Raw genomic sequence first — 16,085 nt, forward strand, 5'->3', positions numbered from 1 at the left:
CGACGGCCCTCAGTGCAATCCAACGATGGCCACGCCTACGGACACCAGCACGATGCCGGCCACGCGCATGGGCGCGAGCTTTTCGCGAAACAGCACCCGCCCCAGAATCATGATGGCGACGATGTTGATCGAGCCCAGCAGCACCCCGTCCGACAGCGGCACCAGCGACAGAAACGCCAGCCAGACCAGAAACTCCGCCACATAGCAGGCAATGCCCACCCACAGCCAGGGCCTGGCCAGCATGAAGCGCCAGCGCTCCGTGCCATTGCGATGCCCCGGCTCGCTGGCCGCGGCCTTGAAGGCCAGCTGCCCCCCGCTGTCCACCAGCACATTGAGTATCCACAGCGTCACCACCAGGGGCGAGAGATCACTACCCATTCGCACCCCTGGCAGGCGCCGCCGAGCTGGCGATGCGCGCGATGAACTCGTTGAGCTTGGCAATCACTGTGCGGCGCTCGCGGTCGATGGTGATCATGTGATAGCAATTGTCCAGCAGCACCAGGTCGACATGGGCGTTGACCGCGCCACGTTGGATATCGTGGGCATTGCTGACCGAGGAAATATCGTCTTCCCGGGCATGAATGACCAGACAGGGCGAGCGCAGCTGCGCCAGTCCGGCCTGCACATTCGCGGACAGGGCGCGCAGCTCGATGACGCTCCACCAGGGATTGCCAGGCAGGCCTGCGGCAGAGCTGTCGCCGCTGTTCATCTGCTCGACCACGCGCGCGCGCAAGGCCTCGTCCTTGATGCCGTAGGGTGGGGCCTCCATGAAGACACTGTTGCGGCCAATGCCCAGCAGGCGAAAAAGCGGCAGCAGGAACGCCAGCTTGGTATAGGCCGGAATGCTCCAGCCGTCATAGCGGAAGGTGGTGGACAGCGCGCAGACGCCCGCCACCTTGTCGGGATGGCGCTCGGCCACGGCCAGCGACAGCAGCGCCCCCATGGACAGACCGCCAACCACCATATGGTCCACATGCTGCAAGAAGCGCTGCAGACCCGACTCCACACTTGCCAGCCAGTCCGTCCAGCGGGCAGCCACCAAGTCCTCCATGCTGCCGCAATGTCCTGCCAGCTGCACCCCGTAGACCGTGAAACCCTGCTTGTTCAGACCTTTTGCGAGCAGGCGCATCTCGGCCGGCGTGCCGGTCAGGCCATGGATCAGCAGCACGCCCGTGCGGGCATTGCTGCCTTCGCCGGGCATGACGAATTCATGCGGCGTCACACATAGCTGCTGCAAATCCGGCTGCTGCAGCAACCCAAATCCATCAGAGGCATTCATGCAGTCTGCTCCATGCCGAAGATGACTTGCTCCAGCAACTGGGTGGCCTGCGCAAAATGCTCGAAGCGCGCATGGGCAATCCCCTGGCTCTCGCAATAGTCGATGAGCTTGTACTTGGCCAGCACGAAATCCGCCTTGCCGGAAACGCAGAAGTCCGACGTGCTGTCGCCGATATAGAGCACCCGCCCGTGCACGGCCTGCTGCTCGGCCAGACGTTCGCACTTGCAGTTGCCGCTGGCCCGTGTGCAGCGATTGCTGGCCCAGGGCGAATCCAGTCGCCAGCTGCGCTCGCCCGTCTGAACCAGATGGTTGGCGATGACTTCCAGATCCCCGAGGCCATGGCGTGCGAGCACATGGCGAATCGCATAGTCAATGCCGTCGCTGACGACCTGCACCTTGATGCCATGCAGCCTGGCCTCGGCCACGAAGCCGGCAAAGTGCTCATCGATCTCGATGCTGTCCAGATGGTTCTGCAGTTCAGCCTCGCTCATGTCCAGCAGAGCCACCTGCCCCTTCATGCATTCGCGCGAGCCGATCTCGCCACGCTCCCAGGCGTCCTCCAGCTCCTGCCAGCCCGGCCTGCCAAAGCGGTTGAGCAGGGTATCGGTCACGTCCAGCAGGCTGATGGTGCCGTCGAAATCGCTTTGCACCATCCAGCCGGCCGAAGCTGTCCCTGCCGGCGACGGGCAAATCTGAATGCGCTTATTCATGGAAACTGACCCTCACGTTCTGACCGACCTTGACATTGGCCGGCGGCTGGTCAAATGCCAGCACGCATTCCACAACTCTTACCGGGCCGCGCTGTGCATCGTCCTGCAGCCTGGCCGTGCCGTAGACGGGGCTGATTCGCAGCACGGTCGCAGCGGGAAACTCCTGGCGGGCAGCGCTGCCGTCTGCGTCCACCGTCACCAGGGCCTTCATGCCTTCGCGAATCGCCGTCACAAAGCTTTCGTTGACTTCGGCACGCACGATAAAGGGGCGCTTGGGCAGCAGCACCGCCACCGGACTGCCGCTTTGCAGCATGCTGCCGCCCTGTGCCTGCAGACGCACCACGACTGCGGCCTCGGGCGCACGCAGCTCGTGGCGCTGCAGCAGAGCCCTCAACTGCTCCGCCTTGCGCTTGGCGACCGTGACTTCTGCAGCCGCAATATCCACTTCGGACTGTGCATCACGCAGGGCCTGCACGGCTTCGTCCACGCTCTGCAGATCCGCTGCCCCCTGTTTGGCAGCAGCCTGCCAGCGCGTCAGCGTGGACTTGAGCGCGGGCAGGCGATCCTGGCGCGTCTTGAGTTTGGTCTGTGCCAGCTGCAGCTCGGACTCCGCCACCGCCAGATCGGCGCGCGCGGCATCGTCCGCGAGACGCAGCACCGGCTGGCCTTTCTGTACGCTCTGGCCTTCCTTGACCAGCAATTGCTGCACCACCCCCGATGCGGCCGAGGAGAGGTCGAGCAGACCACCTTCTACGTCGATCTTGCCCCGCGCAACGGCTACCTGGCTTTGAGGCTTGATCTGGGCTGCAGCCGGCGTGATCACGGAGGCAGCATCCTGAGACGGAGAGCACCCGCCCAGCATCAGCACGGCCGCCGCCAGCAGCGGCGCGCCCGACACAATGCTGAGACGAAATGGGCTTGGGTTCATGTTTATTCCTTGATGGGGCTGTTCTGGCGCCAGTCGCTGCGAATGGCGCCGTCTTCCATGCCCAGCACACGATCGGCGTGGCGCACCAGACGCGGGTCATGGCTGACGCAGAGCACCGTGGTGCCGTGCGTGCGCGCCGCACGGTGCAGCAAGTCAATGACGCGCTGGCCGCTCTCGGCATCCAGCGCACTGGTGGGCTCGTCGGCAAACAGCAGGCGGGGCTGCTTGGCCATGGCACGTGCGATGGCCACACGCTGCTTCTCGCCGCCCGACAGCTGGGCCGGGCGCATATGACTGCGGTGCGAGAGCCCCACTTCGTCGAGCGCCTCCCTGGCACGGCGCAATGTCTCGGCGTTTCTGAGCCCCATATAGCCAAGCGGCAACTGCACCTGCTCCAGTGCCGTCAAGGCCGGAAACAGATTGAAGCCCTGGAAGACGAAGCCCGTATGGCGCAGACGAAATTTCTCCAGCGCCGCCGTGCCGAGCTTGGCCAGGTCCTCGCCCAGTGCGATCGCGTGACCGGCATCGGGCTTTTGCAGTCCCGACATCAGCGACAGCAGCGTGCTTTTGCCGCAGCCCGAAGGGCCGGAGATCAGGCTCAGCTCCCCCGCATAGAGGCTGACGGACAGCCCTTGCAGCACATGCACCTGGACGATGCCCGAGACAAAGGATTTGTCGAGACGCACGGCCTCGAGGCTGGGCGCTGCATCCTTGGCTGCAGCAGGCGTTTTGATGCGTTCCATCATGGTCTCGGCTTGCATGTTTCAGGCCTTAACGCAACAGGGTTGCCGGGTCGGCACGCAGCAGGCTGCGCATGGCGCCCAGACCCGACAGCAGCGACAGCACGGCCACCAGAAAGCCACAAGCGAGTACCGCTGACAGGTTGAGGGCAACAGGGACGCGGTAGCTGGATGCAATGCTGAGCAGCACCGCGCTGGCCAGTGCCGCCAGCACAAAGCCCAGGCCGCCAATCCAGCAGGCCTGCTCGACCACCACGCGGCCCAGTGCCGCTCGGCTCACGCCCAGAGCATTGAGCACCGCATACTCGCGGGCGGACCCTGCCACCACCGCCTTGAGCGACTGGCTGGTCACGATGGCGCCCACCAGGCAGACGATGACGGCCATGAAGAGCACGCCGGCACCGGCTCCGGTATCGAGCATCCAGTAACGCTGAGAGCGGCGCGCAAAGGCATCGGCCGTCCAGACCTCGTACGGGCCGAAGCTGCTGCTGGACTGGCTCAATCTCGCCTGGGCCTCGCCTGCCTTGGCAGCTTGCTTCAGGCGTGCCACGAAATAGGTGCTGCCATGCTCGGCACTGGTTTCTGCAATTTCGCGGGCCGAGCTGAGCGAGGAGATCACGTTGACGCCACCCAGGCCGCGCAAGCCGTCTACGGCAGCCACGATCTTGACCGCATGGTTGTTGATCCAGGCCGTGCTGCCTTCCTGCGCGCCCAGAGTCCCCAGGTCCGCCCTGTCAACAATCACGGCACCGGGCTCGCGCAGCAGCTGCCGCTGCCAGGATGTGAGCACCTTGGTGAACATCATGGAGTTGTCCGCAGTGCTGACGCCCGAGAGATAGACCGAGACTCCGCCTCCGGTCGCGCCCTGGGCACCGGCGCGCGCGCGCCAGTCGCCATCGACCCAGACATAGGATTCCACGGCCGCCACATCGGGGTCCATGCGCAGGCGCATCTCCACATCGCTGCCGATATTGCGCCCGAAGTTCACGCTTTGCGTGCCCGGATAGCCCACCCAGAGATCGGCCGAAGAGGCCGTCACGTAGATCGCGGCAGAGCCGAAGATGCCCAGCACCAAGGCGGCCTGCATGGCCAGCAGAACGCCCGAAAAGCCCACGGCGAACACCGAAGGGACAAAGCGTCTCCACTCATGGATCAGCGTCTTGCGCGCCAGGGCAATCATGGCTGAGCCTCTGTGGTCCGGGTAACAAGCGCGGCATCGACAGGCGCAGCACCCACTGCCTTGTAGAGAGCCACATAGGCCAGCGCCTCGGCAGCCCTGGCGGTTGCCAGCTCGCTCTGGTTTTGCAGGCTGGCGCGGGCGCTATCGATGCCCGCAAGCTCGCTGGACAGGCCCAGTTGCTGGCGCACTGCCTGAGCCTTCTCGCGCCCGGCATGAATCTGCTGCTGGGACTGCAGCTGCTGCTGCCTTTGCTGCTGGGCGGCAACCGCTGCCAGGGCAGTTTCGGACTCGGCAATGCCATTGAGCACGGCCTGGCGGTATGCCTTGATGCTGGCCTGCAGCGCCAGCTCCTTGCCGTCCGCCACAGCACGGCGGCGACCCCAGTCAAAGAGCGGAATGTCGATCTGCGGACCGACCATGGGAATGGAGTCCGAGGTCGTGCGGTGATTGCGCGTCAGGTTGTATGCATACAGCAGGGACCCCGTCAGGGTCAACCGCGGATAGAGCGCCGCGCGCGACACGCCGACCTCGGCCGCAGCCTGCTCCACCGCAGCCTCGGCACTTTGAATATCGGGGCGGTTGCGCAGCAGGTCTGCCGGCAATACGGCAAGCGCCTGCATTGCGGGCAATGCGGCATCCGTCCTGGGCTGCAGCCACTGCGGCTCGGCACGCTCACGTCCCAACAGGGCAGCCAGCGCATGGGCACCACGCGCCTGGGCTTCGTTCAGGGTGAACAGCTGAGACTCTGCGGTGCGCAGCTGCAGCTGTTGCTGCTCCAGAGACTGGGCATCTGTCAGTCTCTGCTCATGCCGAATCTGCAAGAGCTGCAGCTGTCGCTGCGCCTGCTGCAATTGCCTCTCGACCAGGCTGCGCTGCACCTGGGCCAGCCGGATATCGAGATAACGGTGCACCACTTCGGCCACCAACGCCACCCGCGCTGCATGCAGCTGGGCTTGCGCATCCAGCACGCCGGCCGTGCCTGCACGGCGCGCCGCTTCGGAGTCACCAAACAGGCCAAGATCCCAGCTCACATCAATGCTGGCATGAAAGTAGGTGTCAACTGCCGCGATATCCTGCAGGGTCCGCGCTCCGGTGCTGACTATGGGGCGGAAAGCCGCATCGGCCGTACCCGCCAGCAAGCGCTGCTGACGCAGACGCAGCACGGCCTGAGCCACATCAAGGTTCTGGGCCAGCGCCTCGTCCACCAGCACATTGAGAGCAGGGTCATTCCAGGCGCGCCACCAGTGGGCCAATGCCGCAGGGTCCGACTTTTGAGCCGACTCCTGCTGCTGCCACTGAGGTGGCGTGGTCCGGTCCAGCTTGACTGCCTCGGGCGCAGCACAGCCTGCCAGCAACGACAAGGCACACAGACACAGACTGCCCATGCGAAGACGCGAGACGTGGGAAGGAAATATCACAGCGCAGTTGGCTCAAGCTATAGGTGTCACCCGGGAAGCTGCAGAAAGCAGAAACAGCTTTCCATCCTCGCCATTGAACGGCAGCAAGCTTTCGCCAGATTGCAGGGTTTATGTAGGAATTATGGAGAGCCGTAGCCATTCGGCTATTGCAGCGGCAACGCACATAATGTGCAGATAACAAGTTTCAGGGAGTCCAGCAGATGCATGACTTTGCTGCACACAAAACCATGACTACTTTTGCTCAACCTGCTTCCACGCCCATGGTGCTTGTAGTCGAAGACGAACCCGGAATTGCCGGCGTTCTCAGCGCCTATCTGGAGCGCGACGGCCTGCGCATTCGCATGGCGCAAGACGGCGAGGAAGCCCTGCAGAGCTTTCGCCAGCTGCGCCCGGACCTAGTGCTGCTAGACATTCATCTGCCCAAGGTCGATGGAGTGGATGTGCTGCGCATGATTCGCAATGACAGCGATGTCCCCGTCATCATGGTGACGGCCCTGGCAGACGATGTGGACAAGCTGCTGGCACTGCGCCTGGGGGCGGACGACTATGTGGTCAAGCCTTTCAACCCTCCCGAGGTGGTGGCCCGGGTGCGTGCCGTGCTGCGCCGTACCCAGGCCAAGCCTGCGCCGGTGGCCGCTCCCATTCGCGTCGGCCCCATAGAGATCGACGTGGAAGCCCATAGTGCAGCCGTCTATGACGATGCGGGCCAGGCCGTGCCTCTGGCGCTGACGCTCACGGAGTTCCGTCTGCTGGCCTGCCTGGCGGCCCAGCCACGCCGCTGCTTTTCACGTGCCTACCTGATTGAGAACTGCCTGCCGGAAAGCGATGCGCTGGAGCGGGTGATCGACTCCCACCTATCCAAACTGCGCCGCAAGCTGCAACTGGCCGGCCAGGACGGGCTGATCGAGACCGTGCGCGGTATTGGCTATCGTCTATGGCCCTGGGACTGAACCGCATCTGGGTCCGCTTTGGTCTGTGGATCACGGCCGCTGTGCTGCTGGCCATTGCCTCTCTGGCCATTGGCGTGCTGGCGTTTTCCGAGCTGCAGTACCGCGAGTTCTACCGCCACCTGCCAAGCCCCGTCAAAACCGAGCTGGAGGCGCTGAAGTCCCAGGATCTGGAAGACAGCCCCAGAGCCCTGCAGATCTACTCCGAGTACTGGGAAGGCGACCGCCTGTTTGGCGAGAAATGGTCGCTGGTCATCGGCCTGGCTGTCAGCCTGCCTTTCGGCATGGCCGTGGGCTTCTGGATTTCGCGACGCATCACCAGTCCGCTGGCCTCCATGGTGGAAGTGGCTGCGCGCGTGGAGCGTGGCGATCTGGCCTCCAGAGCCGTCAAGGGCAATGCCCATGGCGAGATGGCAGAAATGATCGATGCCTTCAACGGCATGGTTGATTCGCTGGAGACGCTGGAAGCAGAGCGTCTGGCCACGGCCGCCTCCATCTCCCACGAACTGCGCACCCCATTGACGGTGCTGCAGGCAAGACTGCATGCGATCTGCGACGGCGTCATCGACTCCAGCCAGGCCGAGATGAAGACGCTGCTGGCTCAGGTCGAGCATCTGGGACGACTGGTCGGCGATCTGCACACCCTTTCCATGGCCGACGCCGGACAGCTGTCTCTGCGCAAGGAACGCATAGACCTCGCCGCACTGGTCGGTGATGTCGTCGAGGACTTGCACCCGCAGCTGCAGAAGCTGGACATGGCCCTGTCACTGGATCTGCCCATGCAGGACGGCGATGGCAGCACCGACATCAAGGCCGACACCGATCGCTTGCGCCAGATCACCACCAACCTCATCAGCAACGTGCTGCGCCATGCCAGCAGCGGCCACTGGCTGAGCATCCGGGTGTATGCGAGCTCCGACCACCAGAACCAGTCATGGGTGATCCTGGAAGTAGGCGATGCGGGGCCCGGCCTTGCTGACGAAGTTCAGGCCCATCCGTTCCAGCGCTTTGTCCAGGCCCCAGGAAAGCGCCGTCGGGAAGGCTCTGGCCTGGGCCTGTCCATCGTCAAGGCTCTGGTGACCTCGCAGGGCGGCACCGTCAGCACGGGCGTCTCCGAGCGTGGCGGCGCGCTTTTTACCGTGCGCTTTCCCCGTCTCTGACACCGCACTCTGCATTCAGCCCCGGATAGAGGTCGGCCATGATCTGCTGCAGGCTTTGCGAGAGCAGCTCCATCATGGCGACTCTCTGCGCATCGGCAGCCGCTCCTGCGGCATGTGCTTCGCGCAGCTGCGCCCAGAGTGCCGCCCATTGCGCGGCATGCGTCTGCACCGTGCCTTGGGCCAGCTCACTCCATTGACTGGGCGCCGCAGGGCTGGTGTAGCGACCGCGACCACGGCCGAAATGCGAGATCAGCAGGTACTTGAGCAATACCTGAGCAGCTGCTGCGTTCAGATAGTCGGTCGAGAGTTGAAAGCTCTGCTGCTCCTGGTCGAACATCTTGTTCGCGCCCCAAGCCGCGCCCCCAAAGGTGATGGCCCCCAGCAGCGCCCCCACCAGGGCACCGGCACCCAGCGTCAAACCTCCTGCCATCAGATCGGCCCCCAGTCCTGTGGCTGCGCCGGCAGTCAACGCCCCCCACAAGCTGGCTGCCTGCGCATCGACCGGCGTGGTGATCTGAAGCTGGCTGCGCAATTGCTCCTGTATCTGACTGGCCGCCTGACCGTCGAGTCCATGAATCTCGAGCAAGCGCTGGGTGGACTGCACATCGGCCTGACGCAAAGCCTGCATCAGCCGCTGAACGGCTGCCTTGGCCTGGGCTCCGAGCCGCTCTTCACCCTCTGCCGATTTACCCAATTTGGCGGTGAGCTGGCTCAGGCTTTGCCAGGCTCGCGCCAGCAGTTTGCCTTGCTCGGGATCAAGCTTTTCATGCAGACCTGCCGCAGCTATCAGCTGATCTGCCATGACCCCCAGGCTCGCCTGCTCGCGCTGCTGCTGCAGCAAAGCTCGCTGTGCCAGCAGGCGCTGATAGGCAGACTGTTTGGACTGAGGCAACAAAGGCGCAATGCTTTGCATCATCTTGCGCTCATGCCACCAGCTGCGCGTGAAGGCATCCAACACCAGCACATCGCGCACCACGCTTTGAAAGCTCTGCGTCGCCTGCTGCCAGCGCCGCAAATCTTCCTGTGTCTGCTCTGCCGTGGTGTCGCTGCCAATCTGGTTGAGAAGCACGATGACCGGCTTGTTCATCCAGGCCAGAATGTTCATCTCGGCGCTCCAGTAGCCTGCATCGGCCGGGTCTTCTGCCGCGTTGACGAGGTAGAGCATCACATCCGCATGATCGCGCGCAGCGAGCAAGGCACGCTGACTCAGATAGAAAGGCCTGTCGCGCCAGCGATCCCAGACATTGCTGAGAAACCAGCCCAGCGGATTGCCCTGCTGCCGCAGGCGTTCATACAGCCGCACCGAGTCGCCAAAGCCCGGCGTATCCCAAAGCCACAGCTCATCGCCCTGCTGCGTTTTCTGAAGCAGATAGCGCTGTGACTGAGTGGTCACATGTGCGACATCGTCAATCTCGCCGACATCGTCGGCCATCAGCGTACGGGTCAGCGTGGTCTTGCCGATATTGGTGTGCGACAAAAGACACCACTGAATGCTGCTGTCAATCGGAACCAGCTCGTTGCTCTCACTCATCATCACACTCCTGCGCCGGGCACCAGGGTCGCGTTCAGACCCGCGCCGCGCACAAATTCCCGCCACAGCTGCTCGCGCTCCTGCACTCGCGCCGGGGCACCGCTGTTGCGCGCACGAAAGTCCGCCGCCCATAGCCACACATCGGTATGCGCACCCCAGCGGTTCAATACCTGCGCCAGCAGCACGCCATGAATTTCCGTCTCGGGCGTAGCCGCCAGATTGAGCAGCAGCACCTGCTGTGCGTCAACAGCCGAAACGTCCGGCAAGGGCGATCCATAGGCCAGCACGGGCAGCAACGCAAGCTGCGCACCAGCGCCGTAGCTCTGCGCCACATGGCTACGCAGGGCGGCTTCGCGCTCAGGCGTGATGTCCAGGCTGTAGGGCTGCACCAGCAGCGCCGTTGCACGCCCCGCCCAGTCACGCTGCAGCTTCTGGAAATAGGGCTGCTGCAGCGGCAATGCCAGATGCTGGCTCAACCACCAGACCCTGGCACCTTGCCACAGCGCCAGCAGCAGACGCGGTGCCACCACCATCAATCCCAGCAACCAGCTGTAGAGCTGCACCCAGCGCGGCCCCGCCTCTGCGGCATCACCGGCCGACCAGCCCTGCAGTGCCTGGATCTGCGCCAGACTCCACGGTGCTTGGCCCAGCAGATGCTGCACCGGCGCAAACAGCATGTTCAGACAGGTCTGCACGGCAGACGGCGAGAGGAAAGTGCTCTCCCACCCCACTTGATAAGCCTTGGTAAGGCCGGTGAGCCATAGCGATGCCAGCGCACCCAGTGCCAGCATTGCCGCACCCAGATGCAGACACACAAGCCATTGCGCACGGCGCGGTCTCTGGTTGACCTGCCACCAGTTGCGCTCGAAGTTCAGCGCCATCTTGCGCAGCCCGGTGCCGCGCGAAACACTCCACCTTTTCGTCTGCAGCTTTTGCAGCCAGCCACCGGGCGCAGCCACGGGCCGCTGTGCCGCAGCGCCCTGACCTGGCTCAGGCTCCAGCGGTGCAATCACTGTTTGCCTGCGCCGAACAAGACTGCGCAGCCAGGACAGCAGCAACAGCACATAGACCAGCAAGTTCCACAGCACGATGCCGATCAGGGAGGCGGAGAGCAGATCCACACGATGCGGGTCCGTGATCGCATGACCCGCAAAGCCCAGCGCAAATGCCGCTGTCATCACGGCCAGCACCAACCAGCGTGAAATACCGGCGTGCTGCCGGGCCACGGCGCGTATGTCGGCAGGCAGCTGCGCTGCAGCAATCACGCGTTGTGCCCGCTCCTGCAGAAAACTCTCGAACGCTGCACGGCCGCCGCCCTTGGCCTTGCCCTGGGCGTGCAGGCACTCCTGCGTGATGGCCGTGCAACGCTCGGTCGTGGGCAGCGCCTCGTGCGGAGCTGCGGTTTCCAGGGCATGGGCAAAGACAATATCGCGGGCTGAGCTGGCTTTCATGTCGCTATTGTGTTTCAGAGCAGGGGCAGGTTGCCTGCCAATATCAAAACAATAGCTGTCAGCGCTTTCATCTTGAGGGCTGCGTTCATTTCTGTGCTGATTCCATCCGGACTTGCCTGCAAGCGACTTGAGCCCGCCGTGTGCTATGAATGCAGCTTTGCTGCACCACACACCAAGGAGACACGCCATGACCCAGAACCCCCAGGCCATGCCCGATGCGCAAGGCTTCTTCGGCCCCTACGGCGGCCAGCTCGTGCCGCCAGAGCTCAAGCGATGCATGGACGAGATTGCCGCAGCCTACGAGGAGATCGTCAAACGCAAGGACTTCCAGGACGAGCTGGCCGCGCTGTTTGCCGACTATGTGGGCCGGCCCAGCCCCATCTTTCACGCCAGGCGCCTGTCCGATCAACTGGGCGGCGCACAGATCCATCTCAAGCGTGAGGATCTGAATCACACGGGGGCTCACAAGATCAACCACTGCCTGGGCGAGGCACTGCTGGCCAAGTTCATGGGCAAGAAAAAAGTCATTGCCGAGACCGGTGCCGGCCAGCATGGCGTGGCCCTGGCCACGGCCTGCGCGCTGGTGGGCATTCCCTGCGAGATTCACATGGGCCAGGTGGATATCGAGAAGGAGCACCCCAACGTCACAAAGATGCGCATCCTGGGCTGCAATCTGGTGCCCGTCACGCGTGGCGCGGCCACGCTGAAGGAGGCCGTGGACAGCGCCTTCGAGGTCTATCTGCAGGACCCCGTCAACACCATTTACGCCATCGGCTCGGTGGTCGGCCCCCACCCCTTTCCCATGATGGTGCGGGACTTCCAGTCCATCGTCGGTCGTGAGGCACGCGAACAGTTCCAGACCCGGCACGGCAAGCTGCCCGACCATGTGGCCGCCTGCGTGGGCGGGGGCAGCAATGCCATGGGCATCTTCACGGCCTTCCTGGGTGACGAGTCCGTGCATCTGGTGGGCGTGGAACCTGCCGGTGAGGGCGTGGACAAGCCCGGCCGCCATGCCGCCACGCTGTCGGTTGGCAAGCCCGGCGAGATTCACGGCATGAAGTGCTATGTGCTGGAGAACGCCGACGGCACGCCGGCCGCCGTGCACAGCATTGCGTCGGGCCTGGACTACCCCGGCGTGGGTCCGCAGCACAGCTATCTCAAGGATATAGGCCGCGTGGACTACCAGTCCGTGGACGACAAGGAATGCCTGAATGCCTTCATGACGCTGTCGCGTGTGGAGGGCATCATCCCGGCGCTGGAAAGTGCGCACGCCGTGGCCTGGGCCATGCGCGAAGCGCCGGGGCTCGGCAAGGACCAGCATATTCTGGTCAACCTATCGGGTCGCGGCGACAAGGATGCCGATTACGTCGCCAGGAAGCTGGGACTGTAACTGCCGCATCCCGCACAGGGCAGCCGCCCCGGCAGCCCTATGCTTCGGAGCGTGAAATGCTCTGAGGGCACGGTCACAGAACCGTCATCAACAACCGCAAGCATGAGGCGATCTCCATCCATGCCTGAAACCATGTCCCATACCCGCCACCCCGTCTTTGCTCTGACCTTGCTTGCCGCCCTTGCCCTGAGCGCCTGTGGCGGCGGAGATGGCCCGACGCCGGCGCCTGCGCCGCAGTTTCTGACGCTGGACGGCAAGCAGCCCCAGGTCATCGCCCACCGTGGCTATTCGGGACTGTACCCCGAGCAGACACAGATGGCGTATGAGAAAGCCATTGATGCCGGTGCCGACATGATCGAGCTGGACATGCACATGACGCGTGACTGCCAGCTGGTGGCTCGCCACAACGCCTGGCTCAGCGACAGCACCAATATCGCCGAGGTCGCCAAGATCAATGCCTATGTGGCGGGCCGCAAGCGCAACACGCCCGGCGTGCTGGTCAACGTGAAGTACCCGGCCATTGCCGCCAACGGCCCCGCGCAGTACCTGAGTGACCGCATCGACCCGAACAATCAGAAGTCGGTGCTGCAGGCTCTGGTGGTTGACGGCGAGGACCACACCGGAGACTGGTCCATCTCGGACTTCAGCCTGCATGAGTTGCGCACCCTGCTGGGCGGCACCACGCTGGACAACCGCGCCGATCGCCCCACGGAATGGAACGGCAAGCTGCCACTGATCAGCGCACAGGATGTGATCGATATCGCCGTGGCCAAGGGCAAGGCGGCAGGCCGCACGATTGCCGTCTACGCCGAGACCAAGAACCCTTACTGGAACAACCAGCAGGCCATCGCCAACAGCTGCGGCACGGGCGAGCATCCGTTCGAAGATGCCGTGATGGCGCTGCTGGAAAAAAACCGGCTCAACACCAAGGATGCGCCCATCTACATCCAGAGCTTCGACCCTGACAGCCTGAAGTATCTGCGCAAGGCGGGCATGCGGGCCAAAGGGGTGCAGCTGATCGATGGCAACGACTACAACTTCAGGGACGGCTCCGTCGGCTATATCACCGCCGACGAATGGACCTTCATCAGCGGCCGCCCCTATAGCTGGACTCTGGCCGGCGATGCGCGCAGCTTCGCGGTCATGCAGACGCCAGCAGGCCTGGCCGAGATCAAGACCTATGCCGACGGCATCGGCCCCTGGAAACCCCAGGTGCTGGCCCATTCCGTCGTTCCCTACAAGGACGGCGCAGGCCTCAAGGACGTCAACACGCTCAAGGACACCGGCCTGATCGCCAACGCGCACAAGGCAGGGCTGGTGGTGCACAGCTTTACCTTCCGCAGTGAGGCCAGCCGCCTGGCTGGCATCTTCAAGGGTGACCCTGCTCAGGAATACCTCGCTTACTACCGCCTGGGCATTGATGGCGTATTCACCGATTTCACTGCTGCTGGCGTCAAGGCTCGCGAAGCCTATATCGCCGAGCTGAAAAAGCCATAGGCCAGGCTCGTAGCCGGCATCGGCCTGAGCGCCGGGGCCGTCCCGGCCTCAGGACCTGCTTGTGCCTCAGCGCAGCCCGCCGATATAGCGTGCCGAGGTGCGCAGTATCTCGGCGGCCTTGGCGGTGACGGAGCTGTCGCTCTGCGCAGTCTCGGCAGGCGCTGCATGCCGGGGCTTGTCGCCGCTCCAGCTGTCCTGCAGACGCCGGGCCAGGCGCGCCAGCTCCTCGTCCTGTTGCTCTCGTGCATGCTCCAGCGCAAAAGCCACCATGGCCTGTGCATAGGCCTGGTTACAGGCCATCCATTCGGTATCGGTCACCCGGCCCGTCCTGCGCCGCAGCACCACATGCAGATGTGCGGCCACCGCCACTCGCTCGCTGTCCTCCATACACCGCTCCTGTCTTTGATGGATCACTAGTGCTGACGCTCCAGATGCAGACTGATATCCAGGCCCTCCATTTCCTGCACGGCATCCACACGCAAAGGCATCAGCAGACGGATCAGCACCAGCACCCCGGCCGTGGCTGCGCCGCTGTAGGCAGCCACCGCGGCCACGGCAATCAACTGGTTCATCACCGTGGCGCCTGTGCCCGCAATCAGGGGGTCGGCAAACACCGCCGTGAGGATGGAGCCCGCAATGCCGCCCACGCCATGCACGCCGAAGACATCGAGCGAGTCATCGGCCCCGAGACGGCGCTTGAGCCAGGTTGCGCCCCAGAAGCAGACGGCGCCCGCAATCAGGCCTATCCACACCGCACTGCCCACCTGCACAAAGCCCGCAGCCGGTGTGATGGCCACCAGTCCGCCCACCATGCCTGAGAGCAGGCCCAGCAAGGTCGGAGCACCGCGAACCAGCCACTCCACCACCATCCATGCCAGCCCGGCGGCCGCAGCCGCCACGAGAGTGACCACAAAGGCCAGCGCTGCACGCCCGTCGGCAGACAGGGCCGATCCCGCGTTGAAGCCGAACCAGCCGAACAGCAGCAGCGCCGTGCCCATGGCCGTCCAGCCCAGGCTGTGCGGCTCGAATGGCTCGGTTCCGTAGCCGCGCCTGCGCCCCATCATGAAGGCACAGACCAGTGCCGCCACGCCCGCATTCACATGCACCACGGCACCGCCGGCAAAGTCCAGTGCGCCGAGCTGGTTCAGCCAGCCCCCGCTCTCCCACACCCAGTGGGCCACCGGCGCATAGACCACCACGCTCCACAGCGCGGCAAACACCAGCAGGGCCGCAAAGCGCATGCGCTCTACCACGGCCCCCACGATCAGCGAGGTGGTGATGATGGCGAATGCGGCCTGGAACAGGGCATAGGCCGCCTCGGGCAGATGCGGTGCCAGATGGCTGACCGAGATCATGCTGCGCCGGCCATCGAAGTGCAGCGAGGCAAACCAGGCTCGTCCCAGATTGCCAAGCCAGGCAGACTCGGCGGTGAACGCGAGCGAGTAGCCCAGGCCGAACCAGGTCAGGGTCACCACGCAGGCCACCGCAAACACGGCCACCATGGTGTTGACCACATTCTTGCGCCGCACCAGCCCCGCATAGAACAGGGCAATGCCCGGCAAGGTCATCAGCAAGACCAGCGCCGACGCGACCATGACCCAACCGGTATCTGCCTTGTCGATGGCAGTCAATGGCACCATTTCCATGCACTCCCCCCCTGCTTGTTTGCTTTGACAAAAAAGGAAGCAGGTTCCATGCCAGTGCCATGTCGATCTGTCGATGCTTCATGATGGATAGCAGCATGCGTTGACCCATCAAGGCCTTTGCGCCTGTTTCATGAGAACCACGACGGGCAGCTTGTGCTCAGGCCTGAGCCCGTTATGCTCGACAAGGTCCATCGTTGCTGCACTGATT

The 16,085-nt window shown here is 63.9% G+C and carries 15 protein-coding genes; 4 read left to right on the top strand and 11 right to left on the bottom strand.

The annotated features are described in order from the left end of the window. Positions 1–9 precede the first annotated feature (9 nt). From Cth01_RS11515 to Cth01_RS11545, 7 genes are read right to left on the bottom strand one after another with little or no spacing between them, the layout of a single operon-like run. Positions 10–378 (bottom strand): DMT family transporter, encoded by a 369-nt coding sequence (locus Cth01_RS11515; RefSeq protein WP_003069552.1) that lies wholly within the window; start codon positions 376–378, stop codon positions 10–12. Continuing rightward, positions 371–1,279: an alpha/beta hydrolase gene (locus Cth01_RS11520; RefSeq protein WP_045839272.1), complete on the bottom strand. Its 909-nt coding sequence runs from the start codon at positions 1,277–1,279 to the stop codon at positions 371–373. Before Cth01_RS11520 ends, Cth01_RS11515 begins: the two co-directional genes overlap by 8 nt. Continuing rightward, positions 1,276–1,989: an MtnX-like HAD-IB family phosphatase gene (locus tag Cth01_RS11525; protein WP_034406777.1), complete on the bottom strand. Its 714-nt coding sequence runs from the start codon at positions 1,987–1,989 to the stop codon at positions 1,276–1,278. Before Cth01_RS11525 ends, Cth01_RS11520 begins: the two co-directional genes overlap by 4 nt. Next, positions 1,982–2,917: an HlyD family secretion protein gene (locus Cth01_RS11530; RefSeq protein WP_045839273.1), complete on the bottom strand. Its 936-nt coding sequence runs from the start codon at positions 2,915–2,917 to the stop codon at positions 1,982–1,984. The genes Cth01_RS11525 and Cth01_RS11530 overlap by 8 nt, the downstream gene beginning before the upstream one ends. 2 nt (positions 2,918–2,919) lie before the next feature. Then, positions 2,920–3,678, bottom strand: a complete 759-nt coding sequence (locus Cth01_RS11535; protein WP_063662641.1) for an ABC transporter ATP-binding protein — start codon at positions 3,676–3,678, stop codon at positions 2,920–2,922. A gap of 10 nt (positions 3,679–3,688) precedes the next feature. Then, complete coding sequence (locus tag Cth01_RS11540; protein ID WP_045839274.1) at positions 3,689–4,837, bottom strand: FtsX-like permease family protein; 1,149 nt, start codon at positions 4,835–4,837, stop codon at positions 3,689–3,691. After that, positions 4,834–6,222, bottom strand: coding sequence for an efflux transporter outer membrane subunit (locus Cth01_RS11545; protein WP_045839275.1), 1,389 nt, complete (start codon positions 6,220–6,222; stop codon positions 4,834–4,836). Before Cth01_RS11545 ends, Cth01_RS11540 begins: the two co-directional genes overlap by 4 nt. 233 nt (positions 6,223–6,455) lie before the next feature. Between Cth01_RS11545 and Cth01_RS11550 the strand changes: the two genes are divergently transcribed. Next, entirely contained in the window at positions 6,456–7,205 is a 750-nt protein-coding gene (locus Cth01_RS11550) for a response regulator (protein WP_370545698.1), read from the top strand. Continuing rightward, positions 7,190–8,362, top strand: a complete 1,173-nt coding sequence (locus Cth01_RS11555; protein WP_045839276.1) for a sensor histidine kinase — start codon at positions 7,190–7,192, stop codon at positions 8,360–8,362. The genes Cth01_RS11550 and Cth01_RS11555 overlap by 16 nt, the downstream gene beginning before the upstream one ends. Here the strand turns inward: Cth01_RS11555 and Cth01_RS11560 are convergent. Both Cth01_RS11560 and Cth01_RS11565 read right to left on the bottom strand, forming a co-directional pair. Continuing rightward, positions 8,337–9,893 carry a DUF3482 domain-containing protein gene (locus Cth01_RS11560; RefSeq protein WP_045839412.1) on the bottom strand — a complete coding sequence of 519 codons (1,557 nt, stop codon included), beginning with the start codon at positions 9,891–9,893 and terminating at the stop codon, positions 8,337–8,339. The two genes, Cth01_RS11555 and Cth01_RS11560, sit on opposite strands and share 26 nt — an antisense overlap. Before the next feature lie 2 nt (positions 9,894–9,895). Beyond that, positions 9,896–11,344, bottom strand: coding sequence for a DUF2868 domain-containing protein (locus Cth01_RS11565; protein WP_045839277.1), 1,449 nt, complete (start codon positions 11,342–11,344; stop codon positions 9,896–9,898). A 187-nt stretch (positions 11,345–11,531) separates the two neighbouring features. Here Cth01_RS11565 and trpB point away from each other — a divergent pair, with 187 nt between their 5' ends. Continuing rightward, positions 11,532–12,734 carry a tryptophan synthase subunit beta gene (gene trpB / locus Cth01_RS11570; protein ID WP_034351324.1) on the top strand — a complete coding sequence of 401 codons (1,203 nt, stop codon included), beginning with the start codon at positions 11,532–11,534 and terminating at the stop codon, positions 12,732–12,734. Between the two features lie 120 nt (positions 12,735–12,854). Further along, the gene (locus Cth01_RS11575) at positions 12,855–14,231 is read left to right on the top strand and encodes a glycerophosphodiester phosphodiesterase family protein (protein ID WP_233425158.1); all 1,377 of its coding nucleotides are present in this window, start codon (positions 12,855–12,857) and stop codon (positions 14,229–14,231) included. Between the two features lie 66 nt (positions 14,232–14,297). Here the strand turns inward: Cth01_RS11575 and Cth01_RS11580 are convergent, their stop codons facing one another. Together Cth01_RS11580 and Cth01_RS11585 are read right to left on the bottom strand one after the other, a co-directional pair. Further along, positions 14,298–14,618 carry a hypothetical protein gene (locus Cth01_RS11580; protein ID WP_034382730.1) on the bottom strand — a complete coding sequence of 107 codons (321 nt, stop codon included), beginning with the start codon at positions 14,616–14,618 and terminating at the stop codon, positions 14,298–14,300. 26 nt (positions 14,619–14,644) lie between these two features. Next, on the bottom strand, positions 14,645–15,877 hold the full coding sequence (locus Cth01_RS11585) for an ammonium transporter (RefSeq protein WP_034351322.1): 1,233 nt from the start codon (positions 15,875–15,877) through the stop codon (positions 14,645–14,647). Between the last annotated feature and the right edge of the window lie 208 nt (positions 15,878–16,085).

This window comes from Comamonas thiooxydans (assembly GCF_000964545.1).
GTDB classification, from domain to species: domain Bacteria; phylum Pseudomonadota; class Gammaproteobacteria; order Burkholderiales; family Burkholderiaceae_C; genus Comamonas; species Comamonas thiooxydans.